Origin of the sequence: Streptomyces sp. NPDC051738, assembly GCF_044453205.1 — a bacterium.
In the GTDB taxonomy this organism is placed as follows: domain Bacteria; phylum Actinomycetota; class Actinomycetes; order Streptomycetales; family Streptomycetaceae; genus Streptomyces.
In genome coordinates this window covers 99637-124614 of record NZ_JBITCM010000023.1, presented here as the reverse complement: position 1 = coordinate 124614, position 24978 = coordinate 99637, and the positions used below count along the sequence as shown (strand labels likewise).

Annotated in this window: 19 protein-coding genes and 3 pseudogenes; 7 read left to right on the top strand and 15 right to left on the bottom strand. The window is 70.2% G+C overall.

The window, feature by feature from the left end:
• Window positions 1–191: 191 nt before the first annotated feature.
• Together ACIA8X_RS39020 and ACIA8X_RS39015 are read right to left on the bottom strand one after the other, a co-directional pair.
• Window positions 192–422, bottom strand: a complete 231-nt coding sequence (locus ACIA8X_RS39020; protein WP_399460293.1) for an RICIN domain-containing protein — start codon at window positions 420–422, stop codon at window positions 192–194.
• Window positions 401–2632, bottom strand: a complete 2232-nt coding sequence (locus ACIA8X_RS39015) for an alpha-L-fucosidase (RefSeq protein WP_399460292.1) — start codon at window positions 2630–2632, stop codon at window positions 401–403. Before ACIA8X_RS39015 ends, ACIA8X_RS39020 begins: the two co-directional genes overlap by 22 nt.
• A 269-nt stretch (window positions 2633–2901) precedes the next feature.
• Between ACIA8X_RS39015 and ACIA8X_RS39010 the strand changes: the two genes are divergently transcribed.
• The 3 genes and pseudogenes from ACIA8X_RS39010 (at window position 2902) to ACIA8X_RS39000 (ending at window position 4527) form a co-directional block, all read left to right on the top strand.
• Window positions 2902–3102 (top strand): hypothetical protein, encoded by a 201-nt coding sequence (locus tag ACIA8X_RS39010; protein WP_393460041.1) that lies wholly within the window; start codon window positions 2902–2904, stop codon window positions 3100–3102.
• Window positions 3103–3176: 74 nt separating this feature from the next.
• Window positions 3177–3814: pseudogene (locus ACIA8X_RS39005) on the top strand (aldo/keto reductase); the annotation flags it as partial.
• Window positions 3805–4527 (top strand): FadR/GntR family transcriptional regulator, encoded by a 723-nt coding sequence (locus ACIA8X_RS39000; protein ID WP_393460038.1) that lies wholly within the window; start codon window positions 3805–3807, stop codon window positions 4525–4527. The pseudogene ACIA8X_RS39005 and the gene ACIA8X_RS39000, both read left to right, overlap by 10 nt.
• A gap of 68 nt (window positions 4528–4595) precedes the next feature.
• Here ACIA8X_RS39000 and ACIA8X_RS38995 read toward each other — a convergent pair.
• Window positions 4596–4808: pseudogene (locus tag ACIA8X_RS38995) on the bottom strand (DUF418 domain-containing protein); the annotation flags it as partial.
• Between the two features lie 17 nt (window positions 4809–4825).
• On the opposite strand from ACIA8X_RS38995, the gene ACIA8X_RS38990 reads away from it, so the two are divergent.
• Window positions 4826–4921 carry a hypothetical protein gene (locus ACIA8X_RS38990; protein WP_393460035.1) on the top strand — a complete coding sequence of 32 codons (96 nt, stop codon included), beginning with the start codon at window positions 4826–4828 and terminating at the stop codon, window positions 4919–4921.
• Window positions 4922–4998: 77 nt separating this feature from the next.
• Here the strand turns inward: ACIA8X_RS38990 and ACIA8X_RS38985 are convergent, their stop codons facing one another.
• Together ACIA8X_RS38985 and ACIA8X_RS38980 are read right to left on the bottom strand one after the other, a co-directional pair.
• Complete coding sequence (locus tag ACIA8X_RS38985; RefSeq protein WP_399460291.1) at window positions 4999–6750, bottom strand: cellulase family glycosylhydrolase; 1752 nt, start codon at window positions 6748–6750, stop codon at window positions 4999–5001.
• Between the two features lie 645 nt (window positions 6751–7395).
• Window positions 7396–8247: a YhjD/YihY/BrkB family envelope integrity protein gene (locus ACIA8X_RS38980; RefSeq protein WP_393460029.1), complete on the bottom strand. Its 852-nt coding sequence runs from the start codon at window positions 8245–8247 to the stop codon at window positions 7396–7398.
• A gap of 264 nt (window positions 8248–8511) precedes the next feature.
• Here ACIA8X_RS38980 and ACIA8X_RS38975 point away from each other — a divergent pair, with 264 nt between their 5' ends.
• Window positions 8512–10350 carry a glycoside hydrolase family 15 protein gene (locus tag ACIA8X_RS38975; protein ID WP_399460290.1) on the top strand — a complete coding sequence of 613 codons (1839 nt, stop codon included), beginning with the start codon at window positions 8512–8514 and terminating at the stop codon, window positions 10348–10350.
• A 35-nt stretch (window positions 10351–10385) separates the two neighbouring features.
• Here ACIA8X_RS38975 and ACIA8X_RS38970 read toward each other — a convergent pair whose 3' ends face one another.
• The 7 genes from ACIA8X_RS38970 to ACIA8X_RS38940 all read right to left on the bottom strand — a co-directional run bounded on the left by ACIA8X_RS38970 (window position 10386) and on the right by ACIA8X_RS38940 (window position 19506).
• Window positions 10386–11420: a cytochrome d ubiquinol oxidase subunit II gene (locus ACIA8X_RS38970; RefSeq protein WP_399460289.1), complete on the bottom strand. Its 1035-nt coding sequence runs from the start codon at window positions 11418–11420 to the stop codon at window positions 10386–10388.
• On the bottom strand, window positions 11417–12913 hold the full coding sequence (locus ACIA8X_RS38965) for a cytochrome ubiquinol oxidase subunit I (protein ID WP_399460288.1): 1497 nt from the start codon (window positions 12911–12913) through the stop codon (window positions 11417–11419). Before ACIA8X_RS38965 ends, ACIA8X_RS38970 begins: the two co-directional genes overlap by 4 nt.
• 34 nt (window positions 12914–12947) lie before the next feature.
• Window positions 12948–13787 (bottom strand): SDR family oxidoreductase, encoded by an 840-nt coding sequence (locus tag ACIA8X_RS38960; RefSeq protein ID WP_399460287.1) that lies wholly within the window; start codon window positions 13785–13787, stop codon window positions 12948–12950.
• Window positions 13788–13957: 170 nt separating this feature from the next.
• Window positions 13958–15538 carry a GMC oxidoreductase gene (locus ACIA8X_RS38955; RefSeq protein WP_399460286.1) on the bottom strand — a complete coding sequence of 527 codons (1581 nt, stop codon included), beginning with the start codon at window positions 15536–15538 and terminating at the stop codon, window positions 13958–13960.
• Window positions 15539–15674: 136 nt separating this feature from the next.
• A complete protein-coding gene (locus tag ACIA8X_RS38950; RefSeq protein WP_399460285.1) occupies window positions 15675–16589 on the bottom strand; it encodes a cyclase family protein in 915 nt (304 codons plus the stop codon).
• A 352-nt stretch (window positions 16590–16941) separates the two neighbouring features.
• Complete coding sequence (locus tag ACIA8X_RS38945; RefSeq protein WP_399460284.1) at window positions 16942–18423, bottom strand: chloride channel protein; 1482 nt, start codon at window positions 18421–18423, stop codon at window positions 16942–16944.
• A 180-nt stretch (window positions 18424–18603) separates the two neighbouring features.
• On the bottom strand, window positions 18604–19506 hold the full coding sequence (locus ACIA8X_RS38940; protein WP_399460283.1) for a PfkB family carbohydrate kinase: 903 nt from the start codon (window positions 19504–19506) through the stop codon (window positions 18604–18606).
• A gap of 182 nt (window positions 19507–19688) precedes the next feature.
• Between ACIA8X_RS38940 and ACIA8X_RS38935 the strand changes: the two genes are divergently transcribed.
• Window positions 19689–21020 (top strand): hypothetical protein, encoded by a 1332-nt coding sequence (locus ACIA8X_RS38935; RefSeq protein ID WP_399460282.1) that lies wholly within the window; start codon window positions 19689–19691, stop codon window positions 21018–21020.
• 121 nt (window positions 21021–21141) lie between these two features.
• Here the strand turns inward: ACIA8X_RS38935 and ACIA8X_RS38930 are convergent, their stop codons facing one another.
• Complete coding sequence (locus ACIA8X_RS38930) at window positions 21142–21924, bottom strand: SDR family NAD(P)-dependent oxidoreductase (protein ID WP_399460281.1); 783 nt, start codon at window positions 21922–21924, stop codon at window positions 21142–21144.
• 86 nt (window positions 21925–22010) lie between these two features.
• Between ACIA8X_RS38930 and ACIA8X_RS38925 the strand changes: the two are divergent.
• A pseudogene (locus ACIA8X_RS38925) lies at window positions 22011–22849 on the top strand (helix-turn-helix transcriptional regulator).
• Between the two features lie 75 nt (window positions 22850–22924).
• Here the strand turns inward: ACIA8X_RS38925 and ACIA8X_RS38920 are convergent.
• Both ACIA8X_RS38920 and ACIA8X_RS38915 read right to left on the bottom strand, forming a co-directional pair.
• On the bottom strand, window positions 22925–23845 hold the full coding sequence (locus tag ACIA8X_RS38920; RefSeq protein ID WP_399460280.1) for a carbohydrate kinase family protein: 921 nt from the start codon (window positions 23843–23845) through the stop codon (window positions 22925–22927).
• Between the two features lie 245 nt (window positions 23846–24090).
• Window positions 24091–24969 carry a TauD/TfdA dioxygenase family protein gene (locus ACIA8X_RS38915; RefSeq protein WP_399460279.1) on the bottom strand — a complete coding sequence of 293 codons (879 nt, stop codon included), beginning with the start codon at window positions 24967–24969 and terminating at the stop codon, window positions 24091–24093.
• Window positions 24970–24978 lie beyond the last annotated feature (9 nt).

Sequence of the window (24978 nt, the reverse complement as noted above, 5' to 3'; positions counted from 1 at the left end):
TGCATGCGGGTGCGCTACCTGGACGACTGGCGTACCCAGGTCCCAGGCCGACGAACGGGCCCACCGTGCGGCGCTCCAAGAAGGCATCGCATACGTTTTTCCGGCCGATTCAGCATCGAGGTGTTGGTGTGCTGGGGGCTGCTCGTGGGCATCGCCGTGGCCGGCACACGGTTGAAGTAGCGCGGTGACGGTCAGAGGGCGACCAGGCGCCACTGCTGGTTGGTTCCGTCACCGACGGGCCACTGGATGACGCGGGCGCCGTCGGCCGCCGATCCGCCCTCCACGTCTTCGCACCAGCCGTTGCGTACGTTGACGAGCCGGACGTATCCGCTGCCCGCGTCGACGAGCTTCCAGCGCTGGTTGTAGAAGTACGCCGTCGCAGCCTCGCGCGTCCCGAGGATCAGAGGGCCGTGAAGGTCCACAGCAGGTTGGAGCTGCTGCCGTACGTCCACTGCTTGGTGACGGAGCCCGAGTCGACTTTGCCGCCGCCGTCGAGGACCAGGCCGGTGGTGCGGTTGGCGATCGAGTAGCGGTCGCCGCCTCGGTGGGTGATCTTCCATTGCTGGTTGGTGCCGCCGTTCCAGGGGGCCTGTCTCGCCGGAGAGCCGTCGGCGGTGGCGCCCCAGCCGTCGGCGACCATGCCGTTGGTGCGGTTGACCAGCCGGTAGTAGCCGCCCCCGACCGCCTCCGCCTGCCACTGCAGGTGGGAACTGCCGTTCCACGTCCACTGCTTGAGGTTCGACCCGGAGGCCACGTTGCCGCCGCTGTCCAGGGCAAGTCCGTTGGTGGCGTTGGTGATCCGGAAGTACGTCGCCGGGTTGAACTGGACCCTCAGCGAGGTGATCTGGTCGTTGTTGCCGGTGATCCGCAGGTCGGGGTTCTCAGCGGTGAACGTCCAGGAGGTGCCGGTGAAGTTGTCTCCGGAGTAGCCGATCACCTGGTAACCGGGGGCCGGCCGGAGAGAGGAGAGCGTGCCCGGGCCCAGTCCGGCCGCGGTCAGGTCGGCCGCGGTGTAGTCGCCGACGGTGAACACGCCGGTGCTGCCGGTGTAGTTGACGTCCGCGAAGGCGACGGCGCCGGTGAGCGGCCGCAGGCCCGGGATCGTGCCGGAGAATGCCAGCTTCAGGACGTAGGCGGTCGCGCTGTAGGGCGCCGAGGAGGGCAGGGTGACCGTGAGGCCGGAGGAGGTCTGGGTCGGTGCGGGCAGGTCGATGTAGGTGCCGGTGGTGGAGCCGAGGAGCTTGACCGAGGTCAGCGAGGAGAGGTTGATCCGGTCCGAGCTGAGGGTCTTGATCGTCAGCGAGCTGCCCGGCCAGCCCAGGACGGTGGCGTACAGGACGTTGTTCGCCTTGCTCCGGGTGAAGCGGATGTCCTGCGCCGTGCCGGCCGTCGGCCGGGTGAACGAGCCGCCGCCCATCTTCGTCGGGCCCTCGCCGTATGCCGTCCAGGCGCGGGTCGAGTACACCGACTCGCCGAAGCGCTTCAGATGGTCTCCGATGCCGAGCAGGATGTCCTTCTGCGCCTGGGGGATGGTGCCGTCGGCCATCGGCGCGATGTTCAGCAGCACGTTGCCGTTCTTGCTGACCCGGTCGATGAACGAGTGCAGCATCTGCTGGATGGTGTAGTAGCCGATGCCCTGGGTGTAGCACCAGCTGCTGCTGGAGATGCTGTCGTCGGTCAGCCAGTACGGGGAGGTCAGGTCACCCGGACCGCCGCGCTCGTAGTCGAAGACCTCGCCCTTGCCGTTCATGCCGTCCTTGTACGTGGCGACGACCTCACGGCCCCAGCTGCCCGCCTGGTTGTAGTAGTACGCCAGGAAGTTCAGGCGCTGTTGCTCCTCGACGGCGTCCAGGTTGAAGTCCTGCCACAGGATGTCGGGCTGGGCGCGGTCGATGACCTCCTTGAGCTTGTCGAACCAGAGCTGGTTCGCCGCGGTCGAGTCCAGCTGTCCGTAGAGCTTCTTGAGGCTGCTGTCCGTCTGGGCGGGGACGTGCTCGTAGAAGCCGGTGAAGTTGTACGCGTGATGCATGGCCACCAGCAGCTTCAGTCCCTTGGCGCGGATGGCCGTGGAGAAGAGCGTCAGCAGGTCAAGACCGGGGCCCTTGTTCACCGAGTTCCACTCGTTGACCTGGCTGTCCCACATGGAGAAGCCGTCGTGGTGCTCGGCGACCGGGCCGGCGAACCTGGCGCCGGCGTCGACGAACAACTGCACCCACTCGTCGGGGTCGAACTTCCCGCCGGCCGACTTCAGCTTCGGCGCGAACTTCACGAAGTTGCCCGCCAGGTCCTGAGCACCGTTGATGAAGCTGTGGTACGGCCACGCCGACGGCTGGCCGTAGGTCGCGATGTGGTGCTGGTTGGCGTTGCTGCCCGCCTGGTACATGCTGCGCGGGTACCACTCGTTGTCGTAGGCGGGGACGCTGAAGGCGCCCCAGTGGAAGTAGATCCCGAACTTCGCGTCCTGGAACCACTCCGGAGCCGGCGGGTGCTGGTCGAGCGAGTTCCAGTCCGGTGTGTACGTGCTGGGCGCCGCCTGGGCGACGTCGCCGCCGAACACACCTCCGGAAACGGCAGCCGCGGCCACGGAGGTGGCACTGGCCAGGAAGTGGCGTCTGTTGATCGAACTCGACATGGAGACATCCCTGATGCAGAAGGGGACGCGAGTCTGCGTGGCTGCTGTGCCTCGGGCGGCGCTTGTTACGCATGACGGTCCGTCACGTCTCCCTGGGATGTCAACTGATGTGCAGGGATGAAATCGCCGTACGGTTAGCCAACTGGGGCCGTTTGCGTCATGTTTGATGCGATTTGCGGCTGCCCAAACATGGTATGTCTGTCAGGGTCTCATGGCCGACTGTGCGGTCAGAACCGCCCTCTGTTCAGCCGTCTGGTGCCCTGTCCGCATTGGCGTTGCTCAGTGAATGCGGCAGCGGCTCCACCACCGCTGCGTCGTCGAGGGACCCGCCGCTGGCCGGCGTCGACTACCCGCGCTCCGACACCGACTTCTGTAACTCCTACATCGGGAACACGCACCAGTACGCCAAGGAGCTGGGCCTGGACCTGAAGACCGTGACCGCGGGTGGGTCGGCCCACGGCAGACGCTGAGCGGCGCCCCCATCGCCGTATCCCAGGAGCAGGTCTTGCACCAGCGGAAGATCCAGAACACGTCCGTCTGCTTCTCCGAGCGCCGCCTGGGCACCGCCCTGCGAGGCCGCCCGCGTGCCGAGTACGTCGCCTCCTCCAAGGTGGGCAAGCTGCTCGTGCCCAACGAGGAGCCACACGGCGTCGACACCGAGGGCTTCGTCGTACGGGACGGCCCGCGCCGGCTGTGGTGGACTTCAGCCGGGACGGCGTGCTCCGCTCCATCGAGGCGGTGATGCCGGCCGGGCGCTACACGCTCCTGGACCAGTCGGCGCTGGACGAGGTCCTGCCCGCCGCGCGGGAACTCGGCAGGGGCGTCGTGGCGGTATCCGTGTTCACCTCGGGACTGCTCTCCCGTGACCGGCCCGCCGAGGGCATGAAGGTACGACTACCGGGGCGCCCCGCCGGCTCTGGCCGTCCGGGCTCGGGCGATCGCCGAGGTCTGCGAGGCGCACGGGACCACCCTGCCCGCCGCCGCGATCGCCCTCCCGCACATGCATCCCAGTATCATCAACGTCACCCTCGGCATGCGGGCTCCGGAACAGTCGGACGAAACGTGGAACTCCATGATCAGCGCGTCCCGGACGGTCTCTGGGACGATCTCCGCACTCAGGGGCTGACCAGGTCGGACGTGCTCACGGGGCACGGTGGGGGGAGGGATACGCGGTGTCTCTGACGGACAAGGCCATCGAGCAGATCCGTGAGCTGATCCGGACCGGTGCGCTGCCTCCGGGGGCGAAGCTCCCACCGGAGCAGGACCTGGCCGCCCAGCTGGGTCTGTCCCGCAACCTCGCCCGGGAAGCGGTCAAGGCGCTGGCCGTCGCGCGGGTCCTGGAGGTCCGGCGAGGTGACGGTACGTATGTGACCAGCCTGCAGCCGAGTCTGCTCCTGGAGGGGCTCGGTGGTGCGGTGGAGCTGCTGCAAGGCGACTCGGTCGCCCTGCAGGACCTCATGGAGGTACGGCGGCTCCTCGAACCGATGGCCACGGCTCTTGCCGCCACCCGCATCTCCGACGCCCAACTGGCCGAGGTCAAGCGGCATCTGGACGCCATGCGCGAGGCCCGCGACGACGTCGAACGGCTCAACGCCCACGACGCCGCCTTCCACCGCGCCGTCGTCTCGGCCACAGGCAACGAGACCCTCCTCACCCTCCTGGAAGGGATCTCCGGCCGCACCCTGCGCGCCCGCATCTGGCGCGGTCTGGTCGACGACAAGGCCGGGGGCCGCACACTCGCCGAGCACGAGGCGATCTTCAACGCCCTGTCCACCCGTGACGCCGCCCTCAGCCAGGCCGCCGCGCTGCTCCACGTGAGCAACACCGAGCAGTGGCTGAGGGAACACCTGCGCTCCGGCGAACCCCTCACCTTCGCGACAGCAGCGGGGAAGTGACGGGCGGGCGCCGCCTGGCCTGACACCCTCGAGGGGTGGGCGGGGCGGCGAGCCACCCCGACCTGGTCTCATCGGATGTGCTTCGCCGGCTTGGCGGCGGCGTTGAGCAGATACTCCCAGGGTCCGCGGCGGAAGAAGCGGGACCAGATCGCGGCGAACATGATCGCGCCGAGGATGAACATGAGCAGCGGCACCCAGGACTGCTGGGTGCCGGTCCCGGCGGGCACGGAGAGCACGGACTGGGCGACGAAGTGGCCGACGTAGGCCGTCAGGGACATGGTGCTTCATGGTGGGTGTCATGGCGTTCGCGATGCTCTGGTCGCGGTATGTCGCACGCGGCCCTCTGGAGTGGCTGATGGCGAAGGCGACCGGCATCGCGCGCCACGTCCGGTGAACGGGGCGCCGGCGACTTCGCCCGCGGCTGAGGCCGGTGCCCGCCCGGAGCCTCCCCGGGCGGGCACCGGCCTCAGTTCAGGACGTCGTGCCGGTCACCGTGCTTCCCGACTTGGTCACGTAATACGTCACGGTGGCGCCGCTCCAGAAATGGAAGGTGAGCTTCACGCGCGCGTTGTCCTTGACCGCGTCGAGGAAGGCAGGCGTGAGGCGGATGGCCTTCTTGGCGTAGTCCGGCGCGAAGGCGGTGTTGAACTGCTGGTACGGGGTCCAGCTGGTCGGGCCGGCGTTGCCGCCGTCGGCGTACTCGGCCTTCATCGTCGCCAGCACGTCACCCCGGAACTGCGTGGGGATGCGGAACGAACCAGTTGTTCCTGTCATGTTCGACTGCACGGGGGTGTCGCGGGTGATCACCTGGATCCGCCAGGGGACTCCTCGGGAGAACTCGGCTTGGAGCGTCGCGTTGACCCCGTAGGAACGGTCGCCGACGAGCCGGGAGAGTGTGGCCGCCTTCAGGGTGAGCCGGTTGCCGGAGAGGGTGTAGTCCCTGCCGTTGACCAGCTTGGTGGGGCCCTGCTTGAGAGCCTTGAGGGTGGTTCCGTTCAGGTTCAGCGTGAGCGTACGGTCCTTGACGGGACCGGACTTCGGCACAAAGACGTTGTCCGAGGAGGCGGTTGCCGAGCGCGTCGTCCAACTCGACTTGATCTGGCGGAAGAGCCCCGCATCCTTCCACTGGAGCCTGCTGCGGTCGTAGAAGGAGCCGTTGTCCCACAGCACGGTGGTGACCTTGTTGGTGCGGGCGGCGTGGCCGAGCGCCTCGAAGTACTTCAGCATCTCGCCGCGTTCCACGGCGCCGGGACCGTGGTCGTAGCCGAGCAGGCCGTATTCGCCGAGGACGACGGGGATGCCCTGGGCGACGAAGGTGTCGCGCATCCGTTCGAACGTCTTGTCCAGGTCTCCCCGGGCCTGCGCGTCGAAGCGGGTGGAGCCGGCGACGTTCACGCTGAACGGGTAGTAGCCGTAGTAGTGCACGGTGGCGATCAACCGGGGGTCGTGCAGCGACTTGATCGTGGTGGCCAGGTTGTCCATCAGCCGCTGATCGGGGGTGCAGACCTGGGTGGGCAGCATGAGCAGGCGCTTGGCGTTGTTGCCTCCCGATGCGCGCACGACCTTGTGGAAGGACGCGTTCAGCTCGTTGAGCAGGTCGGCCTTGCGAGCGTTGTCGGCGTTGTCGAACTGGGGCTCGTTGATGCTCTCGAAGACCAGCTTGGCGGGCTCGTTCCGGAACGCGGTGGCGATCTGGGCCCAGGTCGCGCTGAAGCGGGTCAGGACCTTGTCGTGGTCGGTGGCCATCTTGCTGGTCCACTGCCAGGAGTCGTGATGGACGTCGAGGATCACGTAGAAGCCGTCGGCGATCGCCCAGTCGACGACCTCTTTGACCCGGCTCAGGTACGCCGGGTCGATGGTGTGGTTCGGAGCAGCTCCCTGGTGGTCGCTCCAGGTCACGGGGATGCGGATGCTCTTGAAGCCCTGGGCGCGGACCGAGTTCAGCAGCGCCTTGGTGGTGCGGGGTTGGCCCCAGTTGGTCTCGTTGGGGATGGCGTCCAGGCTGTTGCCCAGGTTCCATCCCGGCTGCATCGCGGCCACGGCTGCCATCGCGTTGCCGGGAACCGGGGCCGTCGCAGCGGACGCCTCGGGCTTGGCATCGTCGCCGAACGTCCCGAAGACCGTGCCGTAGGCGAGGACGCCCGCAGCGATCAGTGCCAGCGGTGTACCCACTGCGAGCCGAAGCCGGCGTCGGCGGTGCTGTGGGGCCTGCTGCTTCTTCATTGCTCATCCGTTCTGGAAGATCGAGCCGGTGTCGCCCCTTAGTGGCCGCCGACGGGCAGGAGGTTGCCGTCATTCACAGGCAATGCACAGACACGGCCGTCGCCCTCTGCAGGAGAACCGGCTGCTCGCCTCACGGGACCGATGGAATAGTCGGCTGGAGGGGCGGCCGCCCCCTGCGTGTGTGGGGGTGGGCGCCCCGCGCCCTGCGGTCCGGGTCAGAACCCGCGGGCGGTGAGCCACTCGTCCAGCGCGACCGAGACGATGGCGCCGACGGGCAGGTGGTCGAGTTCGTTGTCCAGTGCGAAGCGCTTGAGCCGCTTCCTCAGCTTCAGTGCGGCGGGGACCGAGGAGCCGAGACTCTTGAGCGTGTGCCGGGCTCAGCCGTCATTGCTCAGAAGTGACGGAGGAAGTCGTGATCCACGAAGTCACCTCGCACGAGGCCACCGCATCGAGGTCGGTCGTCGTCAGCGTGCACGCGATGTGCACGCGGTCCTGTAAGGCGGTATCGCCGCGCAGGTCAGGGGGCGTGTGTGGAGGTAGAGAGACGTTCCCGGCAGGACAGTTCGTTCGTGCCGGTGACCTCCTTGGCCTGACCCGCAGTTCCCGGCCCAGTACGCACCAGATGTGCACTGGGCCGGCGCGCGGTCACCCAGGGGATCCCAGGCGGCGCTTCAAAAAGGGCTCCTGGGACAGTACCGCGCCCGCGCTGAGGCCGACGGCGACGGCCACGCACACGATGATCAGCCAGGACAGCAGGACGAAGACCGAGCCCGCGGAACCGTAGTCGGCCAGGGCCCGGTTGAGTGCCCGGGGCATGTAGAAGTGCGCGGTCACGGACAGGGCGCTGACCGCGATCGCCGTGATGACGGCGCCGGGCAGGAGGGGCCCCCAGCGGACGGCGCCGGCCAGCAGGAGGTGCTGGGTCCACCACCACATGGCCGCCTGCATGACCAGGATGACCGGAACTCCCAGCGCCACCCCTTGACCGAACCCGTTGTGCAGCAGCCCTTGCACGACCAGTGCGCCGAACCACAGGACGATCCACGCCAGCCACCTCCACGGAGCGACTCTCGACCCCGTCCGGGGCAGGAGCCAGGCCCGTCTGCACAGCCGTTGCACGGCGCGACTCACCGCGGTGGCCGACAGCAGCACCATGAGCAGGCCGACCAGGCCGGTCGCCTGGCGCAGATCGTCGGTGGGGGGCTCGAACGCCTGCTTCATCTCGTCCTTCGCCTGCCCGGTCAGACCGAAGACGGCACCGACCGATGCGGAGACCTGGTCCCGTACCGCGGTCGGCGCGTACGCAGCCACCACGAACAGCAACGGAACGGCGGTCAGGAAGCACTGCGCCGCGATGCGGGTGGCGGAGTCGAAGATGTTCACCGACACCATGCGGTCCACGAGCCCTGTGACCACCGGGAAGCGGGTCTCCACCCGCGCGTGGAAGCCTTTCAGCCAGGCAGTCAGTTCCCTGATCCGGCCACGCCACCATGACACGCGCAGCAGGGCACGGATCCGCCGCCGGCCGCCGGCTTCGCGCCTCACCCCGCCGGGCCGACTCGGCCGCTCGACGGTACCCCTGAGCAAGTCCCCATCGACGCTCCTTCCCACCTCCAGAGTGCGCGACGAAACGGGCTACGGCACTCCGCTGCGCGGCCGCGGCCGGGCGTGGCCCTCGTCTCCGCGCGCCGATCCCGGGCCCTCGGCTTAGGGTGATGCGTGGGGCATTCGGGTGAATCGCACACCGAAAGGGCGGCCCCGATGGACGACTACCCACTGATCGAGAACCACGGCCTCCTGGGCGATCTGCAGACGGCGGCGCTGGTGACGTCCGATGGCTGCGTTGACTGGCTCTGCGTCCCGAGATTCGATTCGCCCAGTGTGTTCGGCGCGCTGCTCGACAAGGACAAGGGCGGACACTGCACGGTCCGCCCGCGACACCATGCCTACGCGACCAAGCAGTTGTACCTCCCCGACACGGCGATCCTCGTCACCCGCTTCATGACCGAGGCGGGCGCCGGAGAGGTGATCGACTTCATGCCGGTGACCGGCAAGAACGTCGCCGAGAGCCACCGCCTGGTGCGCATGGTCCGCTGCGTGCGCGGCAGGATGACGTTCGAGGGGGACATAGCGCCGCGGTTCGACTACGGGCGGCAGGCGCACCGGTTGCACATCACCCAGCACGGGGCGGTGTTCGCCGCGCAGGACGGCTCGGAGCTCACCGTCCACGCCATCCGTGAACCGCAGGACGAGCGGTTGCTCGACCTGCTGACCGACCGCCGCGACGACCTGCACTTCACGCTGACGCTGGAGGCGGGCCAGGAGCGCGGGCTGGCCCTGGAGTGGGCGGCAAACGGGCCGCCAAGGGAGCTGCGACTGGCCGAGTACCAGCAACTCTTCGACGGGACGGTGCAGTTCTGGCGTACCTGGCTGCACCAGTCGCGGTACACGGGCCGCTGGCGCGAAACCGTGGAGCGCTCCGCGATCACGCTGAAACTCATGACCTTCGCGCCCACCGGCGCCGTGGTGGCCGCTCCGACGGCCGCGCTCCCGGAACAACTGGGCGGTGAGCGCAACTGGGACTACCGGTACACCTGGATACGCGACGCGTCCTTCTCGGTGTACGCCCTGGTGGGGCTGGGCTTCACCGACGAAGCCAGGGCGTTCATCCAGTGGCTCGCCGACCGGGTCAAGGAGCGGGCCGGACGACACGGCGACACAGGCCCGCTGAACATCATGTACAAGGTGGACGGCTCCTCCGACCTGGACGAGGAGACCCTCGACCACTGGGCGGGCTATGCGGGTTCCGCCCCGGTACGCATCGGCAACGGCGCGGCCTCGCAACTCCAGCTGGACATCTACGGCGAGGCGCTCGACAGCATCTACTTCGCGCACCGGCACGGGCTCCAGATGGGGCACCACGGCTGGAACGCGCTGCTGACCAACCTCGACTGGCTGGTCGACCACTGGGACCAGGCGGAGGAGGGCCTGTGGGAGACCCGAGGCGGACGCCAGGACTTCACCTACGGCCGCGTCATGTCCTGGGTGGCCTTCGACCGCGCCCTGCGACTCTCCGAAGCGAACGGCAGGCCCGCTGCCGCCGAACGCTGGCGCAAGGCCCGCGACGACTGCTACGCGCAGGTCATGGCCGAGGGCTGGAGCGAGGGACGGCAGGCCTTCGTCCAGCACTACGGCAGCGATGTCCTCGACTCCTCGCTGCTGCGCATGTCGACGGTCGGGTTCATCACCCCCGAGGACCCGATGTGGCAGGCGACTCTCGCCGGCATGGAACAGGAACTGGTCAGTGACAGCCTGGTCTACCGCTACAACCCCGAGGCGTCCCCCGACGGCCTGCTCGGCTCGGAAGGCACCTTCTCCCTGTGCACCTTCATGTACGTCGACGCCCTGGCGCGCGCGGGACGCACCGACAGGGCGCGGCTGGTGTTCGAGAAGATGATGGGGTACGCCAACCATCTGGGCCTGTACTCGGAGGAGATCGCCCCGACAGGCCGTCAGCTGGGCAATTTCCCGCAGGCCTTCACCCATCTCGCCCTCATCGACGCGGCCGTCACCCTGAACGAGGCCCTCGACCGAACCTGAGGCACCCGGGCCCGATCGGCCGCCCGCCGCGGGACTCAGCCCTCGTCACCGGCACCCCGCCGCAGATCGGCGTCGGTGAGGCCCTCCAGCTCACCGTGCGTGTCCAACCAGTAGAGCAGGACGACCGCGGGCAGGACGAGCACGACGGCGACGAGGGTGACCAGGCCCAGCCAACGCAGGGTGGTGTCGGCGCCCGCACCCTCGGCGACGGTCAGCGAGGTCGGGACGAGATACGGGCGCTGTGCCATGCCCCAGGCGATGACGGCGGACGCGACCACGCCGACCGCCGTGACCCGGGACCAGCCGGAGGGACGTAGCAGCAGCCAGGCGGTGGCGAGGGTGCTCGCGGCCGCCACGACCACGAAGACGAGTCCCACTCCGTGCGTGAGCCCGTGCCACACGTGCGCCGCGTCGTCGTGGGCGACGACCAGCGTGATCACGGCGAGAGCGGCGACGGTGCCCAGGGCGGCCAGTGCCCGCCGCCGGAAGTAGCCGTCCAGATCCGGTGCCCCGAAGCGCCGGGCGTCCGCGGCGAGGAACACCGCGCCCAGCAGGGCGGTGGTCGCCACGGCGAGCAGACCGAACAGCACGGGGGTGGGGTGCGCCCAGGCGTGGTCCGAGGGCTTCGTGTCAGCGGTCACACGGCCCGACGCCACTCCGCCGGCCGCGGCGCCGAGGAAGAACGGCGTCAGCAGGGAGGAGACGGCGAACACCGCGCCGTACAGGCGCCGTCCGGCCAGCCGACGGGCGGGCTTGCGCAGCGCGAAGCCCGCGCCGCGCAGCATGGTGCCCACGGCGGCCAGCGTGAGCGGAAGCCACATCGACTGGAACAGCTGCTGGAAGAGGACGGGAAAGCCCGTCCACATGATGACGAGTACGAAGATCAGCCAGACGTTGTTGACCTCCCACACGGGAGCCATCGCGTGGTCGATCAGCCACCGGGGCCGCTTGCCGCGCTCCGCCCCGCCTGCGGTCAGATCCCAGAAGCCGGCGCCGTAGTCGGTGCCGCCGGCGCAGGCGTAGGCGGCGATCGCGAGCAGCAGGACGACGGCGATGACGTCGGCGATCACGGCCGGTCCTCGGCGGACGTGGACGGTGCGTCGCCGCCGGACCGCCGCGCCGCGCCGGACGGCACCGTGGGGCGCGGTCCGTAGGGTGTGTCCGTCTCGGGTGGCTCCACCGCTGTCCCGGCCCCGGCCGCCCGTCCGTCCTCCTCGTCGGCGAGCCGCCAACGGGTGCGCATCCGCAGCAGGATCGCGAGGAACGAACCGAAGACGAACACGTAGACCGCGACGACCAGGCCGAACATGATCCACAGACTGGCGGCCCGGGTCGAGGTGACGGCTTCGGCGACCCGCATGTTCTCGTAGACGATCCACGGCTGGCGGCCCACCTCGGTGGTGATCCAGCCGCATTCCACCGCGACGACGGAGGCGACCCCGGCCACGGCGGCGCACCGGTAGAACCACGGGGAGGCGGGCAGCCGGCGCCGTCGCAGCCAGACCAGGCCGTACCACAGGGCGAGCACCCCGAGCAGGCTGCCGATGCCGACCATGATGTCGAAGGCCCAGTGGGCGATGGTCGCCTGGGCGGCGTTCGGACGCTGGTCCGCGGGGACCGAGGTCAGCCCGGTCACCCTGGTGTCCGGGCTGAAACCCGCGAGGATGGAGTCGAGTTGCGGGATCTTGATACCGCCGGAGACGCTCCCGTCCGTATGCAGCCGGCCGAACAGGTACTCCGGCACATGGGTGTCGGTCTTCCAGACGATCTCCATGGCGGCGAACTTCACCGGCTGCTCGTGGAAGACCCGCCGGGCGATGGAGTCGCCCAGCACGAACTGCACCGGCGTGAACACCGCGGCGACCGTGAAGGGGATCGTGAAACCGAGCCGGTGGTAGCGGTCCCGGCGGCCGCGCAGCCAACCGACGGCGTAGACGCCGGCCACCACATAGCCAGCCGTCACGAGCATCGCCACCACGAAGTGCCAGTACTGCGGGCCGAACATCGGTGTGAAGATCGCCTTCCAGATGTTCACGTCGACGGGATTGCCCGCGGAGTCGAGGCTGAAGCCGCGCGGGGTGTTCATCCAGGAGTTGGCCGCCAGGATCCCGAAGGCGCCGAGCAGTGCCGTGACGGGCAGGGGCAGTCCGAGCAGGAAATGGGTACGGGCGGGCAGCCGTCGCCAGCCGTACAGGTAGATGGCGATCAGGACGGCCTCCAGGAAGAAGGCCCATGCCTCGACGCCGAACCCGATTCCGAAGACATCGCCCCACCTGCCCATCAGCCCCGGCCAGAGCAGCCCGAACTCGAAGGACAGCACGGTGCCGGTGACCACCCCGATCGCGAACTGGACCGCCATGACCGCCGACCAGCGGCGCGCCAGCAGCAGAGCCGTACGGTCCCCGCGGCGCAGCCCGTAGCCGTGCAGGATGAGCGTGATCAGCGGCAGCGCCACACCCAGGGGCACCAGGATGATGTGGGACGCCAGGGTGAAGGCCATCAGGGACCTGGCCGGCAACAGCTGCGCCGGCGCGTCCGCCAGCAGGTGGAGGGTGGTGTGCATCCGAGTTCCGTCCGGGGCCGTCGTGCGGGTGGTGTCAGCCGCCGGTGGCGAAACCGGGGAAGAGGGTCATCCCTCCGTCCACGAAGAGCGTGGTGCCCACCACGTAGTCCATGAGGTCGGAGGCGAGGCCGACGGCCGCGTGCGCGATGTCCTCCGGGTCGCCGACACGGTCGTAGGGGATGAGCTTGAGGAGGTCGTCGCGGGCCTCGGGCGTGTCCCAGGCGCTGCGGTTGATGGGGGTCTTGATGGCGCCCGGGGCGATCGCGTTCACGCGGATCTTCTTCGGCGCGAGTTCCTGGGCGAGCGTCTCCATCATCATCTGCACGCCGCCCTTGGAGGACGCGTAGTTGACGTGCCCGGCCCACGGGATGACCTGGTGCACGGAACTCATACAGATGATCTTGCCCGCCGCACGGGACACCTCGGGGACGACGCCCCGCCGCAGGAACTCCTTGGTGGCCTCCCGGGCGCACAGGAACTGCCCCGTGAGGTTGACGTCGAGGACCTTGCGCCACTGGGCGAGCGTCATCTCGGTGAACGCGGCGTCGCGCTGCAGCCCGGCGTTGGCGACCAGGATGTCGATCGTGCCGAACTCCTCGACCATCCGGTTCGTCATCGCGACGACCTGATCCTCGTCCGAGACGTCCGCCTCGTAGGCGGCCGCCAGCACCCCGAAGGACTTGATCTCCTCGACCACCTTCTCGGCTTCCTCGGCACCGGCCACGTAGTTCACGACGACGTCGGCCCCGGCCCGGCCCATGGCCACGGCCGTCGCTCTGCCGATGCCGGAGTTCGCCCCGGTGACCAGGGCCTTCTGTCCCTTGAGCAGATGGGCGGGGAGCACGTTGCGGGGCGCGCCCTCGGGGGAACTCACGGTCACTGCCTCCTGCGTGGCGGGGTCGCCCGGGCCGTGGCCCGGAGGTCAGGGCGCCACCCAATCACCGGGGGCGGGAGACGGCGCGCGGCACAAGCGGGCGTTGCGCCGACCGGCGCAGGACCTTCGCCCGCTCGAAGGCGGGTCACCCGACCGCCGCCCGGCCTCGGTCAACTCAGCCGCTCCACGAGGTGATCGCCGACCCGCAGGGCGTTCGCCATGGCCGTCAGGGACGGGTTGACCGCCCCGATGCTCGGGAAGAAGCTCGTGTCGACCACGTACAGGTTGTCGACGTCGTGCGCCTTGCAGTGGACGTCCAGGGCGGAGGATGCCGGGTCGGTGCCGAACCGCACCGTGCCCGCCTGGTGCGCGGTCGCCCCGATGGGCATGCCCTTGTGCAGGTAGATGCTGTGCGACAGCAGGTGGTCCTCGTGCATGCCGAGGTGGCCCAGCAGGTGCTGGAGCTTGTGCCGCAGACGCCCGAGTCCGGCGATGTTGTTGCTCTCGTCGAGCGTGAGGCGGATACGGCCGTTGCCGTCCAGCGTGACCCGGTTGTCGGGCTGCGGCAGGTCCTCCCCGCACAGCCAGAAGTCGACTGCATGGTGGGCCAGCACCTCGAAGGGCATGTCGGGAGCCATCGCACCGGCCCAGCGCGGGGCCTCGCCGTGGATCTGTTCGGCGTCCGACTTGCCGAGCATCTGGATGCCGCCGAGCGGATAGTCCCAGTCGTCCGCGCCCAGGTACCAGTCGTGCAGCGCCAGCGTCTTCTGGAACTGCGTGTCGTTGGGCTCCTTCGACACGGCCATCAGGGCGAGGTTGTTGTGCCGCATGTAGTGGCGCCCGACCACGCCCGAGCTGTTCGCCAGCCCGCCCGGGTGCCGGTCGCCCGCCGAAGCGAGCAGCAGCGCGGCGGAGTTGACCGCTCCGCAGGCCACGACCACGATGTCCGCCGAGAAGCGGGCCGGCTCCCCGTCCGCGAGTCGGGCCACGACCGCTGTGACACTGCGCCCCGTCGGATCGGTGTCGAGGCGCGTCACGTGGGCGTTGGTGATCATCTCCACGTTCGGATGCGCCAAGGCCGGTTCGACGCAGACCACTTGGGCGTCGGACTTGCCCCGGACCAGGCACGGGAACCCGTCGACCCGGTTGCAGCGGATGCAGGCGCTCAGGTGGGTGGCCTTGCCGTTCTCGTCCTGGGTGAGGTCGACTCCGATGGGCAGGTGGAAGGGGTGCAGCCCCTGCTTCTCCATGTCGTCGCTCAACTGCTGGATGCGCGGCTCGTGTTCGACCGGTGGATGGGCGTACTGGGCGCTGCACGGGCCTTCCCAGGGGTCCTCGCCGTGCCGGCCGTGCACCCGGTAGAGGTGCTCCGCCTGGGTGTAGTACGGCTCCAGGTCCTCGTAGCGGATCGGCCAGGCGGGGGACAGACCGCCGTGGTGGCGTATCTCCCCGAAGTCCTCCGGCCGCAGCCGGAACAGGGCCGCACCGTAGAACTTGGTGTTGCCGCCGACGTAGTAGTTGACCTCGGGCGGGAACTCGTTGCCGTGCTTGTCGAGCCAGAACTCCGGGGCCCGGTACTTGGCCTTGACGAACACGGCCGTGGAGTCCCAGTTGTCGCGCTCACGTGGCAGGTAGTCACCGCGTTCCAGGATCAGGACCCGCTTGCCCGAGGGGGCGAGCCGGTGGGCGAGGGTTCCGCCGCCGGCACCGGTGCCGATGATGATGACGTCGTACTGGGGGAAGTCGCCCATGACGCCCACCGTCCTTGTCGGGGCTGGTCTCCCGTCCTTGCGGTGACCTGGAGACGAGGAAGCCCCCACTTCGAACGTATACGGACGCCACAGATGCGGCATCCGCAACAGAGCCCCCGGCAGTTCACAGGACAGTTCACAGGACGGCGATCGGATTCACCGGGGAGCCCGTCGCCGACGGAAGCCGCAGCGGGGCGACCACGCACAGGAAGTGCCAGCGGGCCGACTCCGAGCAGACGTCCGCCAGCTCATCGAGGTCCAGGTAGTCCAGCAGATGCACGCCCATGGCGTTCACGGCCAGGACGTGCACGGGGTAGTCGATGCCGGGGACCGGGCTCGGTGCCGCGTCGTTGTTGCCGTCCGATCCGAGGACGGCCACGCCCCGCTCGGCCGGGAAGCGCATCGCCTCCGGGTGCAGGCCCGCCCGGGCCCGAGCCGGGTCCCAGGCACTGAGGCTGCGGCGCCGACGGCGGTGCCCCACGCGCACGAACAGCAGGTCGCCCGGCCCGACCGTGACCCCCTGGGCGGTCTCGGCGGCCACCAGGTCCTCGGCGGTCACCGGGTCGCCGGGCTCCAACCAGGGCACGCCCCGCAGCCGGGGGACGTCCAGCAGCACACCGCGTCCGACGATGCCGTCCCGCACGAGATCCAGGGTCAGCGCACCGGCGTGGTCCGGGGTCACCTTGCTCGCCGGGACACCGCCGTAGAGCTCGCCGTCGAACATCACGTGGCAGAGCGCGTCGAGGTGGCTGTCGACATCGCCGTGCACGTTCATGGCGAACCGGTCGCGGGCGAAGTGCAGCCCGTGGGAGGTGGACTCGTGGCGCGTCGGCGCGATCATCCGGTGGGTGGCGGGCTCCGGATTGCCGGGGCCGGGCGCGACCTCGATGTCTGCGGCGAGCGAGACGGTGCGTCCGCTGCGGACCTCGCCGGCGGCGGCCACGACATGCTCGGGCGTGAGCAGGCCCAGCGCTCCGTGGCGGCGGGTCGTGCCGGTGGGCACCTGCTCACGCAGTCGGCGGTACAGGGCGCGGAAGGCTGCCTCGGACATGCGGGGCGGGGGTGGGGAGGGGGGAGACGGGGGACGCGGGTGCGCGCTCATCGCGGGCGGTGGCCCGGTCGGGCGGGGATCCACTGCGGGGCGGGTGCTGTCGGCGCGGCGGCGTTGTGTCGGGGTGTCGGGGCGGCGCGGTGTCGGCGGTCCGTCATGAGGGCTCCTTGGTCGCAGGCTCGCGGTTCTACTGTCGGCCGCCCGGTCGGGGCGCGCATCCGGGCGTTCGCGGGCCGTAGGGCCCCGTTGGGTCGTTGGGCCTTGGGGTCGCTCCAGGGGCGAGCGGGGCGTCCGCCTCCGCGGGCTCCGCGTGGCGGTGGACCTGGGGGGAAACGGTCGCGGCCGGTTCGGGTCAGGTGTGCTCGGGACGCCCGCTCGGCGGGTCGGGCTTCCGGCCGGGCGGTGGCCCGTCCGGTGTGTCGGACGCACGGTCGGTCGGCGCCTCGTCCGGTGTGTCGGAGGCCCCGTCAGCCGGTGGCCCGGCGTGTTCGTCCGGAGGCGGCACGGTACGGCCGGGCGGCAGCAGCTGGACCGTCGCGAACCCCACAACCGCCGCGAGCAACACCACGGGAGTCATCTCGGCGCTGCCCATGACCAGGACGACCAGCACCGCGCTGCTCACCGGTAGGCGCAGCGCGGCAGCGGCCGCCGCTGCCATGCCCGCGGCCAGGCCGGGCACGACTCCCAACCCGGGAAGCGGCGCCAGCAGAACGCCCACGGCGGCCCCCAGGAACAGCGCGGGGAAGATGGGGCCACCGCGCAGACTGCCCAGACACAGTGCGTACGCCGCCGCCTTGCACAGCAGGACGGCGACCAGGGCACCGACACCCCAGGCATGCGGGTCCTCGGCCAGCCGGGCCAGCGTGGCCTGACCGGACGACGCCACGTCCGCCGGCGACCGATCGGTGGCCAGCGCGTACACCGCGGCGCACATCCCGGCGGCCAGGGCGCAGGCCGCCGTGTGGGCGACCGGCCGTCGCGAGACGAACAACGCGGTCAGGCGCCCAGTGTTGAAGATGAGGTGCAGGGCGAGTCCGATCGCGACGGCCATGGGCACCGACCAGATCACGTCTCCGGCGTCGAGGCGCGGCGACGGCCCCTTCGAAGGGAGCGAAAGGCCGCCGGTGGAGAGGCCGGTCCAGCGGCCGAACCCCGTGAAGACGAGCGAGCCGATCCCGCTGGACAGGAGCGCCGGCAGCATCACGGCGAACAGTCGCGGGCCGCCCACTCCGGCCACCTCGATGAGGATCACCGCGCCGATCAGCGGGTTGCCGAAGATCGCCGGAAGAGCCGCGGCGGCACCGGCAGCTCCGAGGAGAGCGGCGTTCTGCGGTGTCACCGGGGCACGGGCCAGATGCGCGAAGAGCATGGCCAGACCGCCGCCGAACGCGATCAACGGGGCTTCGGGGCCGAGGGTGGCACCCAGCGGCAGGCTGGCCAAGGCCGCGAGGACGACTCCCGGCAGAGCGGCCAGGGGCAAACCCGGGGCGTGCAGACCGGCGGCGGGAACGTGGCCGCCGGCTCCTGGCAGGTGCCGGACCACGAGACCGACGGCGATGCCGGCGAGCGTCAGCAGCGGCAGCGGCCACCACCACGGAGGGGTGTCCCAACCCAGCTCCGCGGGCAGTTCGGCCCACAGCAGGTGCTCCAGTTCGTGCAGACCGGCGAGGAACCAGAACGCGGCGAGGGAGACCGGGATACCGATGAGCGCGCAGAAGACGAGCGTCTTCTGGTAGGCCGGGCTCCGCAACAGCTCACGCAGCCGGTCGGCTTCCGCCGGCTGCGTGACGGCAGCGGGGGCAGTCGGGTCAGCCGGAGGCCTCGGCTCGTGCACCACCCGTTTCCTCCGTGTCAGCCGAGGATCCAGCGCTTCTGGGGCTGGAGTTCCTCGTCGGTGAGCACTCGGAGGAACAGCCCTTGTGGCCATTGCAGCACTCGGCCCGGCCCGCTGCATTTCCACTGCTCTGCTGCCCGGCGTGGCCAAGTGGAGCCTCCCGGCCTGTGCGGGACGGCGTCACCCGTCCCGCATCCAGGCCCGGGTGCCGAACGAGGCACACGCCCGCGAGGCCACCACGGCCGCCGCGCGCAGGGCCTCGACGAAGCCTTGTGCGGTCAGCTGCTGCTGCCCCGCGAGGTGGTGGGTGAGCGCGCCGTGCAGGACGTCGCCCGCGCCCAGTGTGTCCGCCACCCGGACAGGAGGCACCTCCACGGTCCCGCCGCAGTCGGGGCCCGCCCACACGATCGGCCGCCCTCCGTAGCTCACGGCTGACCACATGACCCCGTGGTCCCGCAGAAACCGCAAGGTGTCCGTCGGCGCGTCCGTGTCCGTGCCGGGTGGGCGGAAGTCGGCCGAGCAGACGGCCACGTCGATCGACGGCAGCAGGCTCTCCGTACCCGGCTTCCAGCTACCCCCGTCGAGCACGGTCCGGAGACCGGCGGCACGCGCGGCGTGGGCGGTGGCCTGAGCCAGCTCCATGTGGTGGCCGTCGAACTCGACGATGTCGCAGGCTGCCACCCACGTGTCGAGATCGTCGGGCGGAGCGAGCCGGTACCCGGTGGCGTTGGTCGAGGCGACGGCGCGTTCTCCGCTGGACGCGGTGACCAGGACGCAGGACACGGCAGGCGGTTCGACCGAGTCCGCCGCCAGGTCCGACACGGCCACTCCCGCCCGGTCCAGGTCCGCCGTGACCGCATGTCCCATCGGATGGGAACCGATCGCGGTGAGCAACGCGGCCGAGCCGCCCAAGTGGGCGAAGGTCACGGCCGCGTTCGCCGCCGGGCCGCCTGCCGCCACGACCTGCTCACGTGCCGTCAGCTTCTCGTCGGAAGCCGGCACATGATCCACGAGCTGGATGACATCCAGCGTGCACAGGCCGACGAACATCCCCGCAGGACGGCCCCTCGTTCGCGGCTCCATCCACGAGCACCCTCTCTCGGCCGGGCGTGCAGCGCTGCTGCAGGGCTTGCCACGGTATCCGCCCGGGACATGCGTCACCGTCGTCGGTCCGAACTGGCCTGGTCCTCGCACCGCCGCACACCGTTCACTGGCCTGGCCCACCCAGGTGGCGCGTTGTGGGCCACGGACATCTGCTGGGGACCATGACTGACACCGGTGACGGCGGGCTCTCCGCCCGGGAGCGCGGCGAGTTGGAGGAACTGCGGCGCCGTGTGGGTGCCCTGGAGGTCGCCGGGCCGCCGCGGCGCCACCACCCCTTTCGGTCGCTCGGCGCTGCCCTGCTGATCCTCGTCGCCGCGCTGCTGTCGCTGCTGTCCGTCGTCGCGGTGTGGGCGAACAGCATCGTGCAGGACACGGACCGCTACGTCGAGACCGTCGGGCCGCTGGCGAGCAATCCCGATGTGCAGACGGCGGTCACCAACCGCGTCACCTCCGCCGTGCTGGAGCGCGTCGACGTGGACGCGCTGGTCCAGCAGCTGACGGACGCGGCATCGCAGCGGGGAGTGCCCCCGAGGGCCGCCGAGCTGCTGAAGAACCTGGACGGCCCGATCGAGAGCGGCCTCAAGCAACTGGTCGGCAGCACGGTGGAGCGGGTGGTCACCAGCAGCGCGTTCCAGACGGCCTGGGTGGAGGGCAACCGCAGGGCGCACGCGGCGTTGGACGAGGCGCTGACCGGCGAGGGCGAGGGCGCGGTCAAGCTGGTGGACAACCAGGTCGTCATCGACGTGGGGCCGATCGTCGCCCAGGTCAAGGACCGGCTGGTCGCCGCCGGCCTCACGCCCGCCGCGAAGATCCCTGAAGTCCACACGGACTTCGTGGTGTTCGCGTCCAAGGACATCGGCGAGATCAAGACCTATGTGAGAGTGCTGCAGATTCTCGGCGGCTGGCTGCCCCTCATCGCGCTCCTGGTCGCGGCTGCCGGAGTCTACGTGGCGTTCAACCGCCGGCACGCGGTGATCGGGGCGGCCCTGGCCGTGTTCGTCGCCATGCTGGTCCTGGGTATCTCCCTCACCGTCGCCCGTGACGTCTATCTCGACCGACTGCCGCCCGGTACCTCCCAGGCGGCAGCGGGAGCCGTGTACGACGCGCTGATCAAGTTCCTGCGGGCCGGCGTGCGGGCACTCGCCGCGGTCGCCCTGTTCACCGCCATCGGTGCCTTCCTCGCCGGACCGTCCCGGATCGCCGTTCTCACGCGCACCGGCTGCCGAAGGAGCATCGGAGCCGTGCGCGACGTGGCGACGTCGGCGGGGTTCCGCACGGGTGCGGTCGGGCGGTTCGTCCATCGTTTCAAGCGCGGGATCGGCGTCGCCATCCTGCTGATCGCGGCGATCGTCCTGTTCACCTGGACCTACCCGACCACGGCAGTGGTGGTGTGGACCGCGGTGATCACGCTGGTGGGCTTCGCGATCCGCGAATTCCTGGACGACACCTCCGCTCAGCCCTCCGACTCCCGGGCCGATACGGCCACTCCCTGACGGGTCCTCCCGTCCAGCGCACCGGCGCTTCCACAGCGGAGAGCGGCCTCCTGCGATGTCGAGGGTCGAGCCGCTGCCACGGCTTCCCCGGGCTGTCTGGGGCTTCCCGGGGCTTTCCCGTTCAGGCGCCGGCGCCGCCGTCGACCGGCACGATGGCGCCGGTCACCATCGAGGCACGGTCGCTGAGCAGCCATGCGGCCACTTCGGCCACCTCACGGGGCTCGGCCATGCGGCCCAGTGGGGTTGCCGCGACATTGCGCTCGATGATGCCCGGGGATACCGCCTCCCACGCGTCGATCATCTCCGTGGCGGTGCCGCCGGGGGTGATGCCGTTCACTCGGATGCCCTGACGGCCCCAGGTCACGGCCGCGGTCTCGGTGATGCTGTTGAGCGCGCGCTTCATGGCGCCGTATGCGGGCAGGGCGGGGTTCGCGCGGCGGCTGCCGATGCTCGACGTGTTGACGATCGCCCCGCCACCGCCCCGTCGCATGAGCGCGGCCTCGGCGGTCATGGCGGTCCAGTGCGAGCGGAAGTTCACGGCGAACTGCTCGTCGATGTCCTCGTCGCTGGTGGTGTCGAGCGGGCCGGGCTGCTGGATCGTCGCGCCGTTGTTGAAGGCGCCGTCGAGCCGTCCGTGCAGTTCCTCGACGCGGTCGACCGCGGCGCGGACACTCGCGCGGTCGGCGAGATCCAGCGTGACGGCGTCGGCGACGCCGCCGTCGGCGCGGACCTCGGTGACGACGCGGTCGAGGGCGCCGGTGCTGCGGGCGGCGAGCACGACGGCGGCGCCCTCGGAGGCGAAGAGCCGGGCCGCGGCCGCCCCGATGCCGCGGCTGGCGCCGGTGATGAGCACAACCTTGCCGGTGAACAGGCCGATGGGTGCGATGTCGTTGCTGTTCGTCATGACGGCAGTGTCGGGCCGGCCGCCGGGCCGGATGCAGGCACAGGTGGTACCAGGATCCGCCGCCGCGCGGCGTGCAGACTTGGGGTATGGACAAGCAGGAGCTCGGAGCGTTCCTCCGCAGCCGTCGCGAGCGGCTCCGGCCGGAGGACGTCGGCCTCCCACCGGACCGCGACGCCGGACACCGGGTCTGCGCCGTGAGGAGACCGCGGTCCTCGCGCACATCTCCACGGAGTACTACGTCCGCCTCGAACAGGGCAGGGCGCCACGGCCGTCGGCCGAGGTCCTCGCCGGGATCGCGGGCGCGCTGCGGCTCACCGACGCCGAGTCCGACCACCTCCACGTCCTCGCGGGTACCGCGCCGACCCGTACCCGGCTGCACCGGCGCGACGTCCGTCCGAGCATCCTCGCGCTCCTCGAACGGCTGCCGCAGACAGCCGCTTTCGTGACGTCCGCCGCGTTCGAGGTGCTCGCGTGGAACGACCTCGCGGCCTCACTCATGGAGGACTTCGCCCAGCTCGCCCCCGAAGACCGCAATCTCGCGCGCCGGGCATTCCTCGGGCCGACGCGACCTGGCACGACGCTGTACGGGATCTCCGACGCCGCCGAGTTCCGGCACCACGTCGTCATGCAACTCCGATCCACCCTCGCCCGCTACCCGACGGATCCCGCGGTGACCGGCCTCGTCGACGAACTCCGCGACGCCAGCCCCGACTTCGCCCGGCTCTGGGAGCGGCACGACGTGCAGGCCGCGCCGATGCTCACGAAGACCTTCCGTCACCCGGCCGTCGGGGAGATCACCGTCGACTGCGACACCCTCACCCTCACCGACCGCGACCAACACCTCGTGCTCTACAGCGCGCCGCCGGGGTCCCCTGGCGCCGAGGCCCTGGCTCTGCTGAACGTATGCTGCACGGCTCCGTCGTGAACTCGGGCCGCCGAGATGAAGGATCGAGGGCAGTGGCTCGACGGCGCTGAGGAGTGCGGCCGTCGTCCTCCTCGGTCAACCGGTGGCTGCGGCGCGCACGCACCCCGCGCGCAGCCCGGGCAGGTCGATGAACTCGGTGTGCGTGCCGGCGCTGGTGCACGCGAACGCACCCGACACCGACCCGGCGAGCACGCACTCCTCCACCGGCCGCCCCTCCGACAGGGCGTGCAGGAAGGCGCTGACGAAGGCGTCACCGGCACCGTTGCTGTCGACGACGGGCCGCTCCGGGGCTACGGCCGGGAAGTGCCGCACCTTCGCGTCCCCGCGCTGCAGGACGTGGCAGCCCGCGGCGCCGTCGGTGGCGACGACGAGCCGGGCCCGGCCCTCGTCCCGGACGGAGCGCAGCACCTCGTCGAGCCGGTCGTGGATGGCGGCGGCGCTGAGGAACACGTAGTCGGAGGCGAGGGCGTACGCGCGATGGTGCGGATTGACGCCGTCCCAGTCGTGCAGGTCGGTCGAACTGGGCACGCCCAGGCGGTGGATGTCGGCGTACATGTCCTTGGTGACCTCGGTGATGGACAGGTGCACGAACCGGGCGCGTTCCAGGTAGGGCAGATAGAAGTCGCGCGGCAGCCGCAGGTCGGCGGGGTGGCGGCCGTCGTAGAAGGAGAAGCGGCGCCCCTGCGCGTCGACGAGGTTGATGCCGCGCGGGGTGCCGTGCGGGGAGACGACGTGGCTGAAGTCGAGGCCGTCGGCGGCGTACGCGGACAGGATCTCCCGGCCCTGGATGTCGTCCCCGAGGAAGTCGATGAACTTGGTGGCGAGGCCCAGGGCGCGGCAGCCGCGTGCCACGCCGTTGCCGGTGTGGGCGACGTAGTCGTGCACCGGGGGCACGAACACGGAGTCGCCGGGCGGCACGCGCAGCTCCGGCACGCGGACGATCGTGTCCACTCCGGCGCCGCCCGCCACCAGGATGTCGTACGTGGTCTCGGTCATGAGTGTGCTTCCTTCGCCGGCTCGGGATCGGACACGTCGTCGTGCAGCACGACGCTGCGGCGCACCCTCGCCCCGCGCCGATCCGGGCGCCCGGGAAGAGAACGCTGTGCTCCACGCTCCCGTAGTTGACCACGTGGCCCGTGCAGTCCGCAGGTGCCGACGACGTGGTCAAGTCGGCGTCGTACAACGAGAGATCAGGATCCTTCACGGTCCCGGCGCACCGAGAGGTCCGGCCGCGTCAGAGTTCACGGCATCGCCGGGCCCACCGGAGTGTCCCCGCGCAGCGTGATGCGGTGCATGACGCGATGCTGGTCGCCGTAGTCGCGGTTGGCGTAGTGCGCGGTGCTGCGGTTGTCCCACAGGGCGACGTCGCCCGGCTGCCAGCGATTGCGTACGACGTGCTCGGGCTTGGTGAGGTGGGCGTACAGGATGTCGAGGATGCCCCGGCTCTCGTGCTCCGAGACGCCCACGATGTGTGAGGTGAAGCCGGGGTTCACGAACAGGCCCTTGCGGCCGCTCTCGGGGTGCACCCGCACCACCGGGTGCTCCGTCGGCGTCAGTTCGGTGAACACCTCGCCCTCCCACAGGTTGCCGCGACCCTGCCGTTGCTGGGCGAGGTAGTAGCCGAACTCGCGGCTGCCGTCGTGGACGGCGGTGAGGGTGTCGACGTATGCCCGCAGTCCCGGCGACAGCGACTCGTAGGCGAGCTGGCTGTCGGCCCAGTTGGTGTCGCCGCCGTTGGGCGGCAGCACCACGGCCCGCAGGATCGAGAGCGCCGGTGGCCGCCGTACGAAGGTCACGTCCGTGTGCCACACGTCGGCGAACCCGTTGTCCTGGCTGTCCAGGGAGTACACCTCGGGGGCCACGTCACCGGAGTCGTGGACCGGATGGCCGACGGTGACCTCGCCCAGGCGTCTGCCGAACTCGATCTGGGCGGCGTCGTCGAGGCCGTGCTGGCCGCGCACGAAGAGCACCTTGTACGCGACGAGTGCCTCGCGGAGGGCGAGGACCTGGCCGTCGTCGAGGCGGCCGAGGTCGATGCCGTGAATCTCGGCTCCGAAGTGGGGGCCGAGTGCGGTGACCGGCAGCTGCGCCACGGTGGGCCGCTCGCTGAGGATGCTCACCTGCGTGTC

What these genes read in the sequence shown, in the direction of transcription:
- ACIA8X_RS38950 (WP_399460285.1), bottom strand. Translation starts at nt 16,589, where the DNA reads ATGTCCGAGGCAGCCTTCCGCGCCCTGTACCGCCGACTGCGTGAGCAG.
- ACIA8X_RS38965 (WP_399460288.1), bottom strand. Translation starts at nt 12,913, where the DNA reads ATGCACACCACCCTCCACCTGCTGGCGGACGCGCCGGCGCAGCTGTTG.
- ACIA8X_RS38985 (WP_399460291.1), bottom strand. Translation starts at nt 6,750, where the DNA reads ATGAAGAAGCAGCAGGCCCCACAGCACCGCCGACGCCGGCTTCGGCTC.
- ACIA8X_RS38955 (WP_399460286.1), bottom strand. Translation starts at nt 15,538, where the DNA reads ATGGGCGACTTCCCCCAGTACGACGTCATCATCATCGGCACCGGTGCC.
- ACIA8X_RS38940 (WP_399460283.1), bottom strand. Translation starts at nt 19,506, where the DNA reads ATGGAGCCGCGAACGAGGGGCCGTCCTGCGGGGATGTTCGTCGGCCTG.
- ACIA8X_RS38930 (WP_399460281.1), bottom strand. Translation starts at nt 21,924, where the DNA reads ATGACGAACAGCAACGACATCGCACCCATCGGCCTGTTCACCGGCAAG.
- ACIA8X_RS38935 (WP_399460282.1), top strand. Translation starts at nt 19,689, where the DNA reads ATGACTGACACCGGTGACGGCGGGCTCTCCGCCCGGGAGCGCGGCGAG.
- ACIA8X_RS38920 (WP_399460280.1), bottom strand. Translation starts at nt 23,845, where the DNA reads ATGACCGAGACCACGTACGACATCCTGGTGGCGGGCGGCGCCGGAGTG.
- ACIA8X_RS38975 (WP_399460290.1), top strand. Translation starts at nt 8,512, where the DNA reads ATGGACGACTACCCACTGATCGAGAACCACGGCCTCCTGGGCGATCTG.
- ACIA8X_RS38990 (WP_393460035.1), top strand. Translation starts at nt 4,826, where the DNA reads ATGGCGTTCGCGATGCTCTGGTCGCGGTATGTCGCACGCGGCCCTCTG.
- ACIA8X_RS39015 (WP_399460292.1), bottom strand. Translation starts at nt 2,632, where the DNA reads ATGTCGAGTTCGATCAACAGACGCCACTTCCTGGCCAGTGCCACCTCC.